Annotated in this window: 12 protein-coding genes; 10 read left to right on the top strand and 2 right to left on the bottom strand. The window is 66.7% G+C overall.

All coding sequences use genetic code 11. From position 1 onward, the window contains the following. Positions 1-46: 46 nt before the first annotated feature. Together AC56DV_RS31585 and AC56DV_RS31580 are read left to right on the top strand one after the other, a co-directional pair. Positions 47-3,115 carry an EAL domain-containing protein gene (locus tag AC56DV_RS31585; protein WP_496318152.1) on the top strand — a complete coding sequence of 1,023 codons (3,069 nt, stop codon included), beginning with the start codon at positions 47-49 and terminating at the stop codon, positions 3,113-3,115. Positions 3,116-3,237: 122 nt separating this feature from the next. Then, complete coding sequence (locus AC56DV_RS31580) at positions 3,238-6,363, top strand: EAL domain-containing protein (protein WP_496318151.1); 3,126 nt, start codon at positions 3,238-3,240, stop codon at positions 6,361-6,363. Positions 6,364-6,445: 82 nt separating this feature from the next. On the opposite strand, the gene AC56DV_RS31575 is transcribed toward AC56DV_RS31580, so the two are convergent. Then, complete coding sequence (locus tag AC56DV_RS31575; RefSeq protein WP_496318150.1) at positions 6,446-8,146, bottom strand: MFS transporter; 1,701 nt, start codon at positions 8,144-8,146, stop codon at positions 6,446-6,448. A gap of 217 nt (positions 8,147-8,363) precedes the next feature. On the opposite strand from AC56DV_RS31575, the gene AC56DV_RS31570 reads away from it, so the two are divergent. From AC56DV_RS31570 to AC56DV_RS31540, 7 genes are all read left to right on the top strand, one after another. Then, positions 8,364-9,542: an acetyl-CoA C-acyltransferase gene (locus AC56DV_RS31570; protein ID WP_496318149.1), complete on the top strand. Its 1,179-nt coding sequence runs from the start codon at positions 8,364-8,366 to the stop codon at positions 9,540-9,542. A 68-nt stretch (positions 9,543-9,610) separates the two neighbouring features. Further along, positions 9,611-11,491: an acyl-CoA dehydrogenase gene (locus tag AC56DV_RS31565; RefSeq protein ID WP_496318148.1), complete on the top strand. Its 1,881-nt coding sequence runs from the start codon at positions 9,611-9,613 to the stop codon at positions 11,489-11,491. Positions 11,492-11,506: 15 nt separating this feature from the next. Beyond that, entirely contained in the window at positions 11,507-11,809 is a 303-nt protein-coding gene (locus AC56DV_RS31560) for a Dabb family protein (RefSeq protein WP_496318147.1), read from the top strand. Between the two features lie 15 nt (positions 11,810-11,824). Further along, complete coding sequence (locus AC56DV_RS31555) at positions 11,825-12,607, top strand: SDR family oxidoreductase (protein WP_057156516.1); 783 nt, start codon at positions 11,825-11,827, stop codon at positions 12,605-12,607. A gap of 12 nt (positions 12,608-12,619) precedes the next feature. Next, positions 12,620-13,615 carry an NADP-dependent oxidoreductase gene (locus AC56DV_RS31550; protein WP_496318146.1) on the top strand — a complete coding sequence of 332 codons (996 nt, stop codon included), beginning with the start codon at positions 12,620-12,622 and terminating at the stop codon, positions 13,613-13,615. A gap of 11 nt (positions 13,616-13,626) precedes the next feature. Next, positions 13,627-14,541: an SDR family oxidoreductase gene (locus tag AC56DV_RS31545; protein ID WP_496318145.1), complete on the top strand. Its 915-nt coding sequence runs from the start codon at positions 13,627-13,629 to the stop codon at positions 14,539-14,541. Between the two features lie 23 nt (positions 14,542-14,564). Next, on the top strand, positions 14,565-14,996 hold the full coding sequence (locus tag AC56DV_RS31540; protein ID WP_496318144.1) for a GNAT family N-acetyltransferase: 432 nt from the start codon (positions 14,565-14,567) through the stop codon (positions 14,994-14,996). Positions 14,997-15,005: 9 nt separating this feature from the next. Here the strand turns inward: AC56DV_RS31540 and AC56DV_RS31535 are convergent, their stop codons facing one another. Beyond that, entirely contained in the window at positions 15,006-16,475 is a 1,470-nt protein-coding gene (locus AC56DV_RS31535; RefSeq protein ID WP_496318143.1) for an MFS transporter, read from the bottom strand. A gap of 129 nt (positions 16,476-16,604) precedes the next feature. On the opposite strand from AC56DV_RS31535, the gene AC56DV_RS31530 reads away from it, so the two are divergent. After that, positions 16,605-17,513, top strand: coding sequence for a LysR family transcriptional regulator (locus AC56DV_RS31530; protein WP_496318142.1), 909 nt, complete (start codon positions 16,605-16,607; stop codon positions 17,511-17,513). The last annotated feature ends 1 nt before the right edge of the window (position 17,514 follow it).

Below are 17,514 nucleotides of genomic sequence, written 5' to 3'. Positions count from 1 at the left end.
TGCCGAATGAATAGCGACAAGTCCGACCACGGCCACGCGAGCGCCCATGGCCTTGCTGGCTGAGTTCCACGCCCGCCTCGCACGCCTGAGCCTGCGCGCCAGGCTGCGCACCGTCATCACCTGCCTGGCTATCCCCATGCTAGTCTCCGCACTGCTGGTGGTGATGGTGCACGCCTACGCCGCGGCGGCCTGGCACGGCTTCGCCGAGCAGGACGAACGCGCGCTGCAACTGGCGCTAAGAGGCAGCGCGTCGCTGCCCGCCCTCGACGTTCCCGCCACCCGGCGCGCCACCATCAACGGCTTGCGCGCGCAGATGCGCGACATCTCCACCCTCAGTGACGACGCCAGCGTGCGGCTGGCCGCGCAGGCCGTCACCTTGCTCACCTACGAATATGAAACCAGCCGCGCCGCCGGCACAGGAAGCGGCGCGGCGCCGGCGCCGCTGGCACCCTTGCTCGATGAGCTGGTGGTGCAGGCCTCCGGCGCCGCAGCGCTGGCGCATTCGCGCGCGGTGCTGATCGGCCGCATTGCGCTGTTTGCCATGATTTTGCTGCCCGTGCTGGCGGCGGCCGGCGCGGTGGCGCTGGCGAGCGGCATCACGCGCAGCATCGACGGCACGCTGCGCGACTGCATCGCGTTTGCCGGCGAAATCGCGGCCGGCAATTTCAGCCACGGCAGCAGCTCGGCGCGTCCGGCTGCGCGCGCGCGGCACATCGACGCGGACCCCGACAGCGCCAGTGAATTCGACATCCTGGTGCGCTCCATGAACCGCATCGCCGACGAAACCGTCACCGCCGCCGAGCGCGAAGTGGAGCATACCGCGCGGCTGGAGCGCGTGGAACGGGCCTGGGCCTTGCGCTCGGCCTGCAGCAAATCGCTGGTGCACGCGGAAAGCGAAGCCGAGCTGCTGAGCGCCATCTGCGGCCACCTGGTGGAACTGGGCGGCTACCGCGTGGCGTGGGTGGGCTATGCGCGCGACGATGAAGCGCAGAGCGTGGAAGTGGCCGCGCACGCCGGCACCGACGCCGACTATGTCAACGGACTGCAGCTCAGCTGGGGCAGCGACGTGCACAAGCAGGGCGGCTTCGGCACCGCCATCCACCAGGCGCGCACGCTGACCACCACCCAGCTCGCGTCTGATCTTGTGTTCACCTGCTGGCACGAGCTCACGCCGCCGCACGGCCTGGCCTCGGCGCTGGCGCTGCCGTTGAGCGAAGAGCCGGGCGAAGGTGGCGGCGGCAGCGGCGGCAAACCGTTCGGGGTGCTCGGCCTTTATTCGGAGCGGACGCGGGCCTTTGAAGAGGAGGAGCTGCAGCTGCTGCACGACCTGGCGGACGATCTGGCCTTCGGCATCGTCAGCCGGCGCCAGTCCGGGCAGCGCCAGCGCGCCGAAGAGCAACTGGCCCGCCATGTCAATTACGACGGCCTGACCGGCTTGGCCAAGCTGGAAACGCTGCAGGCGCAACTGGCGTCGCAGGCCGAACAGGCGCGCGCCGCCAACCGCAAGCTGGCGGCGCTGCACGTGAACCTGGATCGCTTCAAGGACGTCAACAATACGCTGGGCCGCGCAGGCGGCGACCAGGTGCTGGTGCAGGCCGCGCAGCGGCTGGTGCAATGCGCGGGCGAGGGCGCGCTGCTGGCGCGCAGCGGCGCCGACGAGTTCATCGTGCTGCTGCCCGTAACGGCGGCGGCCGACGCTGCGCAGGTGGCGGCCCGCATCGCAGCCAGGCTGGCAGAGCCGGTGGCCGCCAGCCTGCTGCCGGCGGGGGCGCCGATGATACGGCCGCTCGGCTCGATCGGCATCAGCGTCTATCCCGACGACAGCGCGCAGACCGCCGACCTGCTGCGCAACGCGGGCCTGGCCGTGCAGGAGGCCAAGCGGCAGGGCGGCAACACCTACCGCTACTATGCGCCCGAACTGAACGCCCGCATGGCGTCGCGCTTCGTCATGGAGTCTGAACTGAGCCGGGCGCTGGAGCGGGGCGAGCTGGCCATGCACTACCAGCCGCAATGCAATCTGCAGACCGGCGTCATCACCGGGGCCGAGGCGCTGATGCGCTGGAAGCACCCCACGCGCGGCATGGTGGCGCCGGGTGAATTCATCAGGCTGGCCGAGGAGACCGGGCTGGTGCTGCCGCTGGGCGCCTGGGCCATCGAAAACGTGTGCACCCAGCTCAAGGCCTGGCGCGATGGGGGCGTCAAGGCGCCGCCGGTGGCGGTCAACCTGTCGGCCAAGCAGTTCCAGCAAAAAGACCTGGTGCAGACCGTGCGCCGCGCGCTGGAAAGCACCGGCACCCCGGCCCGCCAGCTGGTGCTGGAGCTGACCGAGAGCGCCGTGATGCATGACGTGGAAGCGGCCATCCGCACGCTGAACGAGCTGAAAGAGGTGGGCGTCGGCATTTCGCTGGACGATTTCGGCACCGGCTATTCCTCGCTGAGCCACCTGAAACGCTTCCCGATCGACCATCTGAAGATAGACCAGTCCTTCGTGCGCGACATCACCACCTCGCCCGACGACGCCGCCATCTGCAACGCCGTGATCGGCCTGGCGCACAATCTGCGGGTGGGCGTGGTGGCTGAAGGCGTGGAGACGGACGAGCAGATGAACTACCTGCGGCGCCGCTTCTGCGACACCATGCAGGGCTTCCTGTTCAGCAAAGCCGTCTCGCCGGACGCCTATGCGCAGCTGCTCGCCAGCGGCAAGAAACTGGCTTTGCCGGATGCGGCGGAAACCCCGCGCACCTTGCTGCTGCTGGACGACGAGCCCAATATCATCCGCTCGCTGAACCGCGCGCTGCGGCTGGACGGCTACAAGATCCTGGCCGCCACCAGCGCCGCCGACGCGCTCAAGCTGCTGGCCATGAACCCGGTGCAGGTGGTGCTGTCGGACCACCGCATGCCGGAAATGACGGGCATCGAATTCCTGAGCAGGGTGAAGGAGCTGTACCCCGACACCATCCGCATCATCCTGTCCGGCTATGCCGACCTGGATTCCGTGATCGACGCCATCAACCGCGGCGCCGTCTACCGCTACTTCACCAAGCCCTGGGACGACGAGCAGTTGCGCGAGTGCGTCCAGCAAGCTTTCCGGCACCAGCAGCTGCTTACCGCTTGAGGCGGTCTTGATCTTGATCTAGCGCAAGTATCTTAACTTTCCTAACGGCAAATAAAGTACTACTATGTATTAGTGGTATCAGGTTTATACCTTAGCTGTTATAGAACAGGAGATGCTGCGTTATGCGCTTGCTTGCCGAGTTCGATAGCCGTTTGGCGCGGCTTAGCCTGCATGGACGGCTATGGGCCGTGGTGGCCAGCCTGGCCATGCCAATGCTGGTTGCCGCATTGCTGGCCGCGTTCGCCCACCTCTACGCGGTGCAGGCCTGGCGTTCGTATAGCGGCCAGGAGCAGTACGCGGTGCAGCTGGCGCTGAAGGCCGGCAAGGACCTGCGCCTGCTTGAAGCGCCCGCAGCGCCCGCCACACGGCAGGCGGCGCTGCTGGAGCTGCGCGAGCAGATGCGCACGGTCGCCGCGCTGAGCGGCGAAGCCAGCGTGCGCCGCGCGGCGCAGGCGGTGACCACCCTCAGTTACGAATTCGAGGCCGGACGCGCGCCCGCCGGCAAGCCGGTGGAAACGGCAGCGGCGGAACTGGCGCCGCTGCTGGACACGCTGAGCACGCGCGCCGGCGACGCATCCGAGCGCGCCCGGACGCGGGCTGCCCGGCTGGCCCTGACCGCGCTGGTGGCGATGTTCCTGCTGCCGGCGCTGGCCACCGCCGCCGGTATCGCGCTGGCGCGCCGCTTCACGCACAGCATAGACGGCACCCTGCGCGACTGCATCGCCTTCGCCGGCGCCATCGCCGCCGAGAACTTCAGCCACGGCGGAGCGCATGCCCGTGCCGGCGCGCGCGCCAAGCGCATGAGCGCCGATCCCGACAGCGCCAGCGAATTCGACATCCTGGTGCGGTCCATGAACCGCATCGCCGACGAAACCGGCATCGCGGCCAGGCGCGGCGCCGAGCAGAACGCCCGCCTGCTGCACCTGGAGCGGGCCTGGGCGCTCCTGTCGGCCTGCGCCCAGTCGCAACTGCGGGCGGCGGATGACCGCGAACTGCTGGCTGCCGTGTGCGGCCACCTGGCGGAGCACGGCGGTTACCGCGCGGTCTGGGTCGGCTACGCGCTGGACGACGAGGCCTGCAGCATCGAGGTTGCCGCCCATGCAGGCACGGATGCGAACTATGTGCACAAGCTGGCCCTGTCCTGGGGCGAGGATGCGCGCGCGCAGGGCGGCTTCGGCACCGCCATCCACCAGAACCGCACCGTCACGACCAGCCAGCTGGTGGCGGACATGGTGTTCAACGTGCCGGGCCGCCCGGCAGTGCCGCACGGCCTGCTGGCCGCCGCCGCACTGCCATTGCGCACCGCCCCTGAGGCCGTGCCGTTCGGCGTGCTTGGCCTCTATTCGGTGCAGGCGGAGGCCTTCAGCGAGGAGGAGCTGGCCTTGCTGCAAGGCCTGGCGGACGACCTGGTGCTGGGCATCGCCCGCTGCCGGCTGCACGCGCAGTGCGTGCAGCAAGCCGCCGCCACGGCGGCCAGGGCGGCCGAAGCGCACCCGGTGTATTACGACGACCTGACCGGGCTGGCCACGCTGGAAACCGTGCGGCGGCAACTGGCGCCGCTGGCCGAACAGTCCCGTGCGGCGCACAGGAAGCTGGGGGCGCTGCACATCAATCTGGACAGCTTCGACGTCATCAACGAGAAACTGGGCCACGCCGTCGCCGACCAGCTGCTGGTGCAGGCGGCGCTGCGGCTGGCGCAGGCGGCCGGCGAGAAAGCCGTGCTGGCGCGCCCCGGTGCGGACGAGTTCATCGTGCTGCTGCCCGGCCTGGTGTCGGCCGCCCACGCGGGCAAGGTCGCCGCGCGCGTGGCCGCCATGCTGGGGCAGGAGGTGGACGCCGGCCTGCTGCCGGCCGGCACGCCGCAGCTCAAGCTGATGTGCTCCACCGGCATCGCGCTGTACCCGGACGACAGCGCCGAGCCGGGGGACTTGCTGCCGCATGCGCGGCAAGCCATGCAGCAAGCCAAGCATCAGGGCGGCAACACGCACCGCTACTATGCGGATGCGCTGAACGCGCAGGTGGCGCAGCGCAGCGCCATGGAGCAGGCGCTGAGCCGCGCGCTTGAGCGCGGCGAGCTGCTGCTGTATTACCAGCCGCAGAACAGCCTGGCCCATGGCGGCATCGCCGGCGCGGAGGCGCTGTTGCGCTGGCAGCACCCGCAGCGCGGCATGCTGGCGCCGCAGGAGTTCATCCGCCAGGCCGAGGAAACCGGCCTGGTGATGCCGGTGGGCGCCTGGGCCATCGAGCGCGCCTGCCGGCAAATGAAGGAATGGTTGGAGCAGGGCCTGCAGGCGCCGCCGGTGGCGGTGAACCTGTCGGCCAGCCAGTTCCGCTTGCCCGGCCTGGCCGAGACGGTGCGCCAGGCGCTGGCCGCGAACGGCGTGCCGGGTGCATCGCTGGTGATCGAGGTGGGCGAGCCGGGCCTGATGCACGACGCCGACGCGTCGGCCGCCACGCTGCGCCAGTTGAAGGAGCTGGGCGTAGGCATTACGCTGGACGACTTCGGCAACGGCCCGGCATCGCTGTCCTGCCTGCAGCAATTCCCGGTGGACCGCCTGAAGATAGACCCGGCGCTGGTGCGTGAGCTGGCCACGTCGCCGGCCGCCTCGGTGCTGTGCGGCGCCATCATTTCGCTGGCCCATACGCTGGGTATCAAGGTCATTGCGGACGGCGTGGACAACGAGGCGCAGCTGCAGGGCTTGCGCCAGCAGCGCTGCGACACGATGCAGGGCGCGCTGTTCAGCAAGGCGCTGCCGCCGGAGGGCTACGCCAGCCTGTACGCCGCCGGCAAGAAGCTGACCCTGGCAGCCCGGCCTGTGCAGGAGCAGGCGGGTCCGTCCAAGGTGCAGGCTCCGGCTCAAATTGAGCCCCAGGCCCAGGCCCAGCGCTGCCTGCTGCTGGTGGACGCGGAGTCCTCCACCCTGCGCTCGCTGAACCGGGTGCTGAAGGGCGAGGGCTACAAGATCCTGGCTGCGGCCAGCGCCGGCGACGCGCTGGCGCTGCTGGACGCGAACCCGGTGCAGGTAGTGGTGTCGGGCGAGCATTTGCCGGATATGAGCGGCGCCGATTTCCTGGCACAGGTGGCGCGGCAGAGCCCGGCCGCCGAGCGCATACTGCTCACCGGCGATGCCGGCTTCGCGGCGGCGCTGGATGCGCTCAATAGCGGCGCAGCACACCGCATCTTCCCCAAGCCGTGGAGCGACGCGCAACTGCGCGACTGCGTGCACCCGCCGCTGCGGGCTGCATAAAACAATCGCCGTAAAAAAACCGCCCGGGAGGGCGGTCGAAGGAAACGCTGGCGGGACCGAAGCCCCGCCGTACTGGGGGAAATCAGTCTGCCGCGTAGATGTCGTTGTGAACGGTCTCTTTCACGAACAGGGTACCGATGACAGCGGTGACCAGCGCGATCACGATCGGATACCACAGGCCGTAGTAGATGTCGCCCTTGAAGGCCACCAGCGCGAAGGCGGTGGTTGGCAGCAGGCCGCCGAACCAGCCGTTACCGATGTGATACGGCAGCGACATGGAGGTGTAGCGGATGCGGGTCGGGAACATCTCAACCAGCATGGCGGCGATCGGGCCGTACACCATGGTCACGTACAGCACCAGAATGAACAGCAGCAGCACCATCATCGGCTTGTTGATCTGGTCAGGATCAGCCTTGGCTGGGTAGCCCGCGGCCTTGATCGCCGCGCCGGCGTCTTTCTTGAAGGCAGCTTCCTGCTTTTTGCTCTCGTCGCTGAAGTTCAGGCCGTCCGGAGTCATGACGGCATTGAAGGAAGACACTTCCTTGTCGCCGATCTTGATGGTTGCGATCGTGCCTGCCGGCGCGTCCTGGCGGGTGTAGGCCACCGAGCTAGCCGACAGCATGGCGGTCGCGATATCGCACGACGAAGGGAACTTCTTGGTGCCAGTCATGTTGAACTGGAAGTGGCAGGAAGCCGGGTCGGCCACCACCACCACCGGCGAGTTTTTCAGCGCGGTTTCCAGCGCTGGGTTGCCGTAGTGGGTCAGGCCGCTGAACAGCGGGAAGTAGGTCGCAGCGGCAATCACGCAGCCGCCCAGGATGATGTACTTGCGGCCGATGCGGTCCGACAGGCTGCCGAAGAAGATGAAGAACGGCGTTGCCAGCAGCAGGGCGATGGCGATCATCACGTTGGCGGTGGCGATGTCGATCTTCAGCGTCTGCAGCATGAAGAACAGCGCGTAGAACTGGCCGGTGTACCACACCACTGCCTGGCCCATGGTCAGGCCGATCAGCGCCAGGATCACGATCTTGGCGTTTTTCCACTGGCCGAAGGCTTCGCTCAGCGGCGCCTTGGACACTTTGCCTTCCGCTTTCATCTTGGCGAATGCCGGCGATTCGTTCATGGCCAGGCGGATCCACACCGAGATACCCAGCAGCAGCACGGAGACCAGGAAGGGAATGCGCCAGCCCCAGGCGTTGAAGGCTTCCTCGCCGGTGGCCATGCGGGTACCCAGGATCACCATCAGCGACAGGAAGAAGCCCAGCGTGGCGGTGGTCTGGATCCACGCGGTGAACAGGCCGCGCTTGCCGTGCGGCGCGTGTTCCGCCACATAGGTTGCCGCGCCGCCGTACTCGCCGCCCAGCGCCAGGCCCTGCAGGATGCGCAGCGTGACCAGGATGATGGGGGCGGCGATGCCGATCGCGGCATAGCCCGGCAGCAGGCCGACGATGAAGGTCGACAAGCCCATGATCAGGATGGTGATCAGGAAGGTGTATTTGCGGCCGATCATGTCGCCCAGGCGGCCGAACACCAGCGCGCCGAACGGACGCACGATGAAGCCGGCGGCAAAGGCCAGCAGTGCGAAAATGAAGGTGGTGGTGGGGTCGCCGATAAAGAACTGCTTGGCGATGATGGATGCGAGCGAACCGTACAGATAAAAGTCGTACCATTCAAATACGGTGCCTAGCGAGGACGCGAAGATAACCTTCTTTTCCTCGGCCGTCATGGGCGCTGCTTTGCCCACGTTACGCGCGCCATTGGCGGTGCCGGATACTGTTGCCATGATTTGTCTCCATATAATTATTAAACCCGATAGCCAACGCGTGTTACATCATTAGCATGGGTGCACTATGGACGCGCAACCTTACGTCATGCTTGCTTCAAACTTACGCAAACCTTACAAAAAACACACGGTATAAAAATTTGCGAACGACCGTACTAAAATATGCTATTCTGACCAAATCGATTACCACCCTATACCTCATACTAGGAGACAGAAAATGACTGATGCCGTGATCGTTTCGACCGCCCGTACTGGCTTGGCCAAATCGTGGAAAGGCGCTTTCAACATGACCCACGGCGCCACCCTGGGCGGCCACGCGCTGCAGGCGGCGATTGCCCGCGCCAATATCGAGGCGGGCGAGGTGGAGGACGTGCTGATCGGCTGCGCCAACCCGGAAGGCGCCACCGGCGGCAATATCGCGCGCCAGATCGCGCTGCGCGCCGGCTGCCCGGTCACCACCGCCGGCATGACCGTGAACCGTTTCTGCTCGTCAGGCCTGCAGACCATTGCCACCGCCGCCCAGGCCATCATTGCCGGCCAGGGCGACATCTTCGCCGCCGGCGGCGTGGAATCGATCTCCTGCGTGCAGCAGGAAATGAACCTGCATATGTATAAGGAAGTGTGGCTGTCGCAGAACAAGCCGGAAATCTACTGGAGCATGCTGCAAACCGCCGAGAACGTGGCCAAGCGTTATAACATCAGCAAGGAACGCCAGGACGAATACGGCGTGCAGAGCCAGCAGCGCGCCGCCGCCGCGCAAGCGGCCGGCCTGTTCAACGCCGAGATCGTGCCGATGACCACCGTGATGGGCGTGGCCGACAAGGCGAGCGGCATGCTGGTGAGCCGCGAAGTGACGATTTCCGCCGACGAGGGCATCCGCGCCGACACTACGCTGGAAGCCGTGTCCAAGATCCGCACCGCCATGCCTGGCGGCGTGGTCACCGCCGGCAACGCCAGCCAGTTCTCGGACGGCGCTTCAGTGGCCATCGTGATGAATTCGAAAGTGGCCGAAGCCAAGGGCCTGCAGCCGCTGGGCATCTTCCGTGGCTTCGCCATCGCCGGCTGCGAGCCGGACGAAATGGGCATCGGCCCGGTGTTCGCCATTCCCAAGCTGCTCAAGCAGGCCGGCCTGAAGGTGGAAGACATCGGCCTGTGGGAACTGAATGAAGCCTTCGCGGTGCAGGTGCTGTATTGCGCCGACAAGCTGGGCATCCCGATGGACCGCCTGAACGTGAACGGCGGCGCCATCGCCGTCGGCCACCCGTACGGCGTGTCGGGCGCGCGTCTGACCGGCCATGCGCTGATCGAAGGCAAACGCCGCGGCGTGAAGTACGTGGTGGTGACCATGTGCATCGGCGGCGGCCAGGGCGCGGCAGGCCTGTTCGAAGTCGCCTAAGGCGGCACAGCAGCAAGCACGGGCGCTCGGAGAAGCGCCCGTTTCATAACTAGATCCTCGAGACTACTATGCAATCCAGACTCCTGTCGCGGCGCGACATCGATTTCCTATTGTATGAATGGCTGGACGTGGAATCGCTGAACCAGCGGCCGCGCTTCCAGGACCACAGCCGCGAGACCTTCAACGCGGCCATCGACACGGCGGAGCAGATCGCCACCGACCTGTTCGCGCCCCATAACAAGAAGAGCGACCAGGAAGAGCCGCACGCGGTGCCGGGCGAGCATTGCCTGGAAGTGAAGATCATCCCCGAAGTCAAGGCGGCGCTGGACGCCTACGTCGGCGCCGGCCTGATGGCGGCGGGCCAGGACTATGAACTGGGCGGCATGCAGTTGCCGGTGACGGTGGAGAAGGTGCTGGCGGCGTACTTCACGGCCGCCAACGTGTCCACCACGTCCTACCTGTTCCTCACCATCGGCAACGCCAACACGCTGCTCAAGACCGGCACGCCGGAGCAGGTGCGGCGCTTCGTGCGGCCCATGTTCGAGGGCCGCTACTTCGGCACCATGTGCTTGTCCGAGCCGCAGGCCGGCTCCAGCCTGTCGGACATCACCACCCGTGCCGAGCCTGACCATGTGGACGGCCCGGAAGGCGAGCGGCAATACCGACTGACCGGCAACAAGATGTGGATCTCGGCCGGCGAGCACGATTTGGCCGGCAATATCGTGCACCTGGTGCTGGCCAAGATACCCGGCCCGGACGGCAAGCTGATCCCGGGCGTGAAAGGCATTTCGCTGTTCATCGTGCCGAAGTTCCTGGTCGATGACGACGGCACGCTGGGCGAGCGCAACGACGTGGTGCTGGCGGGCCTGAACCACAAGATGGGCAACCGGGGCACCAGCAACTGCCTGCTCAATTTCGGCGAAGGCAAGTTCAAGCCGCAAGGCAAAGGCGGCGCCATCGGCTACCTGGTCGGCAATCCGCACCAGGGCCTGGCCAATATGTTCCACATGATGAACGAGGCGCGCATCGGCGTGGGCGCGGGCGCGGCGGTGCTGGGCTATACCGGCTACCTGCACTCGCTGGACTACGCGCGCAACCGTCCGCAAGGCCGCCACCCGGCCGCCAAGGACCCGGCGCAACCGCAACTGCCCATCATCGCGCACACCGATGTGCGGCGCATGCTGCTGGCGCAGAAGGCTTACTGCGAAGGCGCGCTGGCGCTGGTTCTGTACAGCTCCCGCCTGGTGGACGAGCAGCACACCGCCGCCACGCCGGAAGCGCGCGAGCACGCCGGCCGCCTGCTGGACTTCCTCACGCCCATTACCAAATCCTGGCCGTCGCAATGGTGCGTGGAGGCCAACAGCCTGGCGATCCAGGTGCATGGCGGCTACGGCTACACCCGCGAATACAACGTGGAGCAGTTCTACCGCGACAACCGCCTGAACGCCATCCACGAAGGCACGCACGGCATCCACGGGCTGGACCTGCTGGGCCGCAAAGTGTCCATGCAGGAGGGCGCGCTGTTCAAGGCCTTCGCCGGCGAAGTGCGCAAGACGGTGGACCGCGCCGCGTCGGCCAATCCGCAGCACGCCCTGTCGGCCGAGTTGCGCACGCAGGCGGACGCACTGGCCGCCGCGCTGCGCCGCACCAGCCACGTGACGCAAAGCCTGTACGCAGCGGGCGACATGAACAAGACGCTGGCCAACGCCAGCACCTACCTGGAAGCCATGGGCCACATCGTGGTGGCGTGGATGTGGCTGGAGCAGGCCATCGTGGCGGCGCGCAGCCTGGCGGAGGGAGCCTCCGGAGATGACGCCAACTTCTACCACGGCAAGCTGCAAGCGTGCCGTTACTTCTTCCGCTGGGAGCTGCCGAAGGTGCAGCAGCAGCTCGATTTGCTGGAAAGTATAGACACAACCACGCTGGACATGCAGGATGCGTGGTTTTAAATCGGGGAGCGGAAAATGATCAAACACATCGTGATGTGGAAACTGAAGGACCACGCCGAAGGCGCCGACCGCGCCGCCAATGCGCAGAAGATGAAAGAGCTGCTGGACGCCTGCCGGGGCATCGTGCCCGGCATGCTGAAACTGGAGGCAGTCATCGCCCAGCCCGGTCTGGAAGCGACCTACGACGTCGTCCTGTATTCCGAATTTACCGACAAGGCCGCGCTAGACGGCTACCTGGAACACCCTCAGCATCAAGCCCTCAAACCATTCTTTGGCGCGGTGCGCGACGCCCGTCAATGCATGGACTACGAAATCTGATCGGAGACTAACGATATGCGTACTACTCAAGAATTATTCAGCCTGCAAGGCAAAACCGCACTGGTAACCGGCGGCTCGCGCGGCCTGGGCCTGCAAATGGCGCTGGCGCTGGGCGAGCAGGGCGCCAAAGTGGTGCTGTCCTCGCGCAAGCAGGCGGACCTGGACGAAGCCGTGGCCATCCTGGCCAAGCACGGCGTGACCGCCTACGCCATCGCGGCGGACCTGGGCAAGGAAGCGGCCGTCGGCCCGCTGGTGGACGCGGCGATGGAAAAGCTGGGCGGCCATATCGATATCCTGGTCAACAACGCGGGCGCCACCTGGGGTGCGCCGGCGGAAGACTACCCGCTGGAAGCGTGGGACAAGGTGATGAACCTGAACATCCGCAGCATCTTCCTGGTGTCGCAGGCGGTGGGCAAGCGCTCCATGATCCCGCGCAAATACGGCCGCATCATCAACATCGCCTCCATCGCCGGCCTGGCAGGCAACCCGCCGGGCATGCAGACCATCGCCTACAACACCTCCAAGGCGGCGGTGATCAACTTCACCCGCACGCTGGCGGCCGAGTGGGGCGTGCACGGCATCACCGTCAACGCGATTGCGCCCGGCTTCTTCCCATCCAAGATGACGGCCGGCCTGCTGGCCGCGCTGGGCGAAGAGCAGATGGCCGCCGAAGCGCCGCTGCGCCGCCTGGGCGACGATGAAGATTTGAAAGGCCCGGTGGTGCTGCTGGCGTCCGACGCGGGCAAGCACATCACCGGCCAGACCTTGCCGGTGGACGGCGGCGTGTCGGCGCTGTAAGGAGGAGCACATATGAGCACCTATCAGCGCATCGTCCTGGCTTCGCGCCCAAGCGGCGAAGTCCAGGCCAGCAACTTCCGCCTGGAGACGGCCGAGATTCCGGCCATCGCCGACGGCCAGATCCTGATCCGCAACCACTACCTGTCGCTGGACCCGTATATGCGCGGCCGCATGAGCGACGCCAAGAGCTACGCCGAGCCGCAGCCGCTGGACGCCACCATGATAGGCGGCACGGTCGGCCAGGTGCTTGAATCGAAGCACCCCAAGTTCGCGGCGGGCGACTTTGTGGCCGGCATGTTCGGCTGGTCCGAAATCGGCGTGTCCGACGGCGCGCTGCTGCGCAAGCTCGACACCACGCACATTCCGCTGTCGGCCTATCTGGGCCCGGTGGGCATGCCCGGCATGACCGCATGGTTCGGCTTCAACCAGATCATGCAGCCCAAAGCCGGCGAGACGGTGGTGGTGTCCGCAGCCAGCGGCGCGGTGGGCAGCGTGGTGGGCCAGCTGGCCAAGCTGCGCGGCTGCCGCGCGGTGGGTATCGCGGGCGGCAAGGACAAGTGCGACTACGTGGTCAATGAGCTGGGCTTCGACGCCTGCATCGACTACAAGGCCGGCAACCTGGACGCCGACCTGGCGGCCGCAACCCCGGACGGCATCGACGCCATCTTCGAAAACGTGGGCGGTGCCGTGTTCGACGCCGCGCTGGCCCGCACCAACGCCTTCGCCCGCGTGGCGCTGTGCGGCATGATCGCCGGCTACAACGGCGAGGACGTCCCGATCCGCAACGCGCGCGTGCTGCTGACCAACCGCCTCACGGTGCGCGGCTTCATCGTCTCCGAGCATATCGAACTGTGGCCGCAGGGCCTGGGCGAACTGGGTGGCCTGGTCGCGACCGGCAAGCTCAAATACCGCGAATCGGTGGCGGAAGGCCTGGCCGGCGCACCGGAAGCGTTCATGGGCCTCCTCAAGGGCAAAAACTTCGGCAAGCAACTGGTAAAGCTCATCTAAGGCTGACATTAATGAAAAACTTCCAAGACAAAGTAGCCGTCATTACCGGCGGCGCAGCGGGCCTCGGCCGTGAATTCGCCATCAAGGCCCACAAACTCGGCATGAAGCTGGTGCTGGCCGACGTGCAGCAGGATACGCTGGACAAGACCGTGGCCGAACTGAAGGAGCAGGGCGCGCAGGTGATCGGCGTGATCTGCGACGTGCGCAAGGGCGAGCAGGTGCAGGCGCTGGCCGACGCCACCATGAAGGAATTCGGCTCGGTGCACCTGGTGTTCAACAACGCCGGCGTGGGCTCGGGTGGCCTGATCTGGGAAAACACGGTGGCCGACTGGGAATGGGTGCTGGGCGTGAACGTGTGGGGCGTGATCCACGGCGTGCGCATCTTCACCAAGCTGATGCTCGAATGCGCCAGGAAGGAGGAGGGCTACGAAGGCCATATCGTCAATACGTCCTCGATGGCCGGCGTGGTAAACCCGACTGCCATGGGCGTCTACAACGTGTCCAAGCACGCGGTGGTGTCGCTGTCCGAAACGCTGTACCACGACCTGAACCTGGTGGACGCACCGATCGGCGCTTCGGTGCTGTGCCCGTTCTTCGTCCCGACCGGCATCAACCAGTCGCACCGCAACCGACCCGACGACGTCAAGATGGACGCCAAGCCGACCCGCAGCCAGCTCGCTTCGCAGGCCATGACGGACAAGGCTGTCAGTTCCGGCAAGGTGACCGCCGAGGACGTGGCCAACATCACCTTCAAGGCGATCGAAGACGGCCAGTTCTACATCTACACCCACCCGCAGGCGCTGGGCGGCCTGAAGACGCGCATGGAAGACATGACCACCGGCCGCAACCCGACCGACCCGAACGACGCCACGCCGCACATCCGCCAGATGCTGAAGGACATGGTCAAAGGCGGTAGCGCAGCCTGATTCCATATGCGACAATCCTGCGCATGAATACTGCGCACGATATTCGCTTCGGCGACTGGAACACCCTGCAACAAGACGCGAAGACCATCCGCATGGAGGTCTTCGTGGTGGAGCAGAACGTTCCCGCCGAGCTGGAAATGGATGACAACGACGCGGCCTGCCTGCATGCCGTAGCCTACGATTCGGCCGGTGTGCCCATCGGCACCGGCCGGCTGCTGCCGGACGGCCATATCGGCCGCATGGCGGTGCGCAAGTCGGCACGCGGAGCCGGCATCGGCGGCGCGCTGCTGCAAGGGCTGATGGCGCAGGCCAATCTGCGCGGCCACAAGACCGTGGTGCTGGGCGCGCAGACGCACGCGGCGCCGTTCTACGAGAAGCACGGTTTCTCTATCATTGGCCAGGAGTTTATCGAGGCCGGCATTCCCCACGTCGAGATGGCGCACACCTTCGCCTGAAGGCCTGCTTCAACGCGCCTCTCCAGTCCGGGCGGCGCCCGGCAGCGGCCGTCCCAGGTGGACGAAGGCGAAAGCCGCAAGGATCAGCACTGCGGCGGCCCCGAACGCAGCCTGCATGCCGCCCGTCACGGCGTTCGGCTCGGCGGATGGCAGGCCGGAAGCCGCCACGCCCAGCGCGTACACCGCCCCCATTGCCGACGCACCCGTGATGAGCCCCAGATTGCGGGACAAGTTCAGCAGGCCTGACACCACGCCGCGCTGATCCGGGCAGGCGGCGGCCATGACGGCGGTGTTGTTAGCCGCCTGGAACAGCGCATAGCCCGCAGTGAGCAAGGCCAGCGCGCCGACGTAGCCCGGCACGCCGTAGCCGGCCGCCAGGAAAGGCAGCGCTGCGGCGCCGGCCAGCATGGCGGACAGGCCTGACATGCTCATCCGGTACGCGCCGAGGCGGTCCACGAGGCGGCCGGCTGGAAAACCGGCCATAGCCGCCACCAGCGGTCCGGCGGACATGACCAGGCCTGTCTGGCCGGCATCCAGCGCCAGCGCGCCGCCCAGGTAGAACGGACCGACTACCAGCGTCGCCATGACGACTGTCGTCACCAGCGCGCTTGCCACAAAGCCTGAGCTCAGGGCCTCGTTGCTGAACATTGCCAGCCGGATCAAGGGCGAGCGTGCCTTCTTCTGGGAGAGCACGAAAACGACAGCGCCTGCTCCGGCGCACAGCAGCAGCGCGGCGTTCATCCAGCCAAAATTGCCACGCCCCTTGGTCATCGAGGCGGCGAACGCGGCCAGTGTAAATGCAAGCAACAGCGTCCCCAGGTGGTCGAGGCGGGGGCGGGCTGCGCTTCCGGTCCCGTCGCCTGCCACGGCGGCTGCGTCGCTGGCCTTATCCCCGGCAATGCGGTCTGGCGGAAGGCTGCGGTGAGCCAGCAGGGCGGCGAGCAGGCCGAGTGGTATTGCCGCGCTGAATATGGCCGGCCACGCGGCCAGGCTGATCAGCGCGCCGCCCAAAGGCGGGCCCAGCGCGGTGCCGGCGGCCGACATGGCGGCCAGCAAGCCCATGGCGCTGCCGGTCTTCGCCTTGGGCACGGAGGCCGCAACGAAGGCCATCGACAGCGCCATCATGGCGGCGGCGCCCAGGCCTTGCAAGGCGCGGGCGGCGGTCAGTTGCCACAGTTCCGACGCCAGCGCGCACAAGCCCGAAGCGAGCGTGAACAGCAGGATGCCACCGACCAGCAAGCGGCGGCGGCCCACCAGGGCGCCCAGCCTGCCAACACTGACGACCAGCGTGGTAACGGCCAGCAGATAGGCCAGCACCACCCATTGGACTTGCTGGAAACTGGCGTTGAATGCGAGCGCCAGCGTCGGCAGGGCGACGTTGGCGATGCTGGTTCCCAGGGAGGAAAGCAGCGTGGTCAGGGAGAGGGCGGCCAGTGCGCGCCTGGCGGCGGACGGAAGCGGCGGAGTGGGGATATTCATGCGGACGTCCTGGTTGATTGCTTACCGAACATCGTACCCGGGCGGGTGGGATGGCGGAAGGCGCAGCAGTTGCAGCTTATTCGTGCGCCAAACGCCATATATGGGGCACTTCCATGTTATCGTTGAGGCATGACTTCCCCTGATTTCAATTTGCTCATCACGCTGGACGTACTGCTGTCCGAGGGCAGCGTGGCGCGGGCGGCGCGGCGTTTGCGGCTCAGTCCGTCGGCGATGAGCCGGGCACTGGCGCGGCTGCGCGAAACCACCGGCGACCCGCTGCTGGTGCGGGCCGGGCGCGGCCTGGTGCCCACGCCGCGCGCGCTGGAATTGCGCGAGCGCGTCAGCCAACTGGTGCAGGACGCCGAATCGGTGCTGCGGCCGGCGGAAAGGCTGGACCTTGCCGGCCTGGTGCGGACATTCACGATCCGTGCGCGGGAAGGCTTCATCGACAATTTCGGCGCCGGGCTGATCTCCCGTGTCGCAGCCGACGCACCCGGCGTGCGGCTATGTTTCGTGGACAAGCTGGACAAGGAAAGCACCGCCTTGCGCGATGGCGCGGTGGACCTGGAAACAGGCGTGGTCGGCAAAGCGACCGGGCCCGAAGTGCGCACCCGCGCGCTGTTCCGGGACCGTTTCGTGGGCGTGGTGCGCGCCGGCCACGCGCTCAGCGAAGGCACGGTGACGGCTGAGCGCTACGCGCAAGGGCGGCACATCGCGGTATCGCGGCAAGGACAGGAAAGAGGGCCGATAGACGAAGCGCTAGGGCAAGCGGGGCAGGAACGGACGGTGGGCACCATCGTCGGCAGTTTCGCAGCGGCGCTGGCGCTGGCCCGCGCCACGGATTTGATCGCCAGCGTTCCCGAACGCCAAACCGGCAAACTGCGCGACGGCCTGCACAGCTTCCCGCTGCCGCTGGCCGCCCCGCAAATCACGGTTTCCATGCTGTGGCATCCGCGCATGGACGCCGACCCGGCCCACCGCTGGCTGCGTGGCCTGGTCCACGCGATCTGTGCGGTTGAAAACCGGGTGGGAACTTGAC

The sequence above is a fragment of the Massilia sp. BGA-UO-ETr-WB1 genome, from assembly GCF_059567845.1.
Note: the sequence above shows the minus strand (reverse complement) of the source record. Positions and strands in the feature narration are given on the sequence as shown.

Bases quoted from the DNA above. Each gene is read 5' to 3' on its own strand.
- AC56DV_RS31585 (WP_496318152.1), top strand. From the start codon at position 47: ATGGCCTTGCTGGCTGAGTTCCACGCCCGCCTCGCACGCCTGAGCCTG.
- AC56DV_RS31580 (WP_496318151.1), top strand. From the start codon at position 3,238: ATGCGCTTGCTTGCCGAGTTCGATAGCCGTTTGGCGCGGCTTAGCCTG.
- AC56DV_RS31575 (WP_496318150.1), bottom strand. From the start codon at position 8,146: ATGGCAACAGTATCCGGCACCGCCAATGGCGCGCGTAACGTGGGCAAA.
- AC56DV_RS31570 (WP_496318149.1), top strand. From the start codon at position 8,364: ATGACTGATGCCGTGATCGTTTCGACCGCCCGTACTGGCTTGGCCAAA.
- AC56DV_RS31565 (WP_496318148.1), top strand. From the start codon at position 9,611: ATGCAATCCAGACTCCTGTCGCGGCGCGACATCGATTTCCTATTGTAT.
- AC56DV_RS31560 (WP_496318147.1), top strand. From the start codon at position 11,507: ATGATCAAACACATCGTGATGTGGAAACTGAAGGACCACGCCGAAGGC.
- AC56DV_RS31555 (WP_057156516.1), top strand. From the start codon at position 11,825: ATGCGTACTACTCAAGAATTATTCAGCCTGCAAGGCAAAACCGCACTG.
- AC56DV_RS31550 (WP_496318146.1), top strand. From the start codon at position 12,620: ATGAGCACCTATCAGCGCATCGTCCTGGCTTCGCGCCCAAGCGGCGAA.
- AC56DV_RS31545 (WP_496318145.1), top strand. From the start codon at position 13,627: ATGAAAAACTTCCAAGACAAAGTAGCCGTCATTACCGGCGGCGCAGCG.
- AC56DV_RS31540 (WP_496318144.1), top strand. From the start codon at position 14,565: ATGAATACTGCGCACGATATTCGCTTCGGCGACTGGAACACCCTGCAA.
- AC56DV_RS31535 (WP_496318143.1), bottom strand. From the start codon at position 16,475: ATGAATATCCCCACTCCGCCGCTTCCGTCCGCCGCCAGGCGCGCACTG.
- AC56DV_RS31530 (WP_496318142.1), top strand. From the start codon at position 16,605: ATGACTTCCCCTGATTTCAATTTGCTCATCACGCTGGACGTACTGCTG.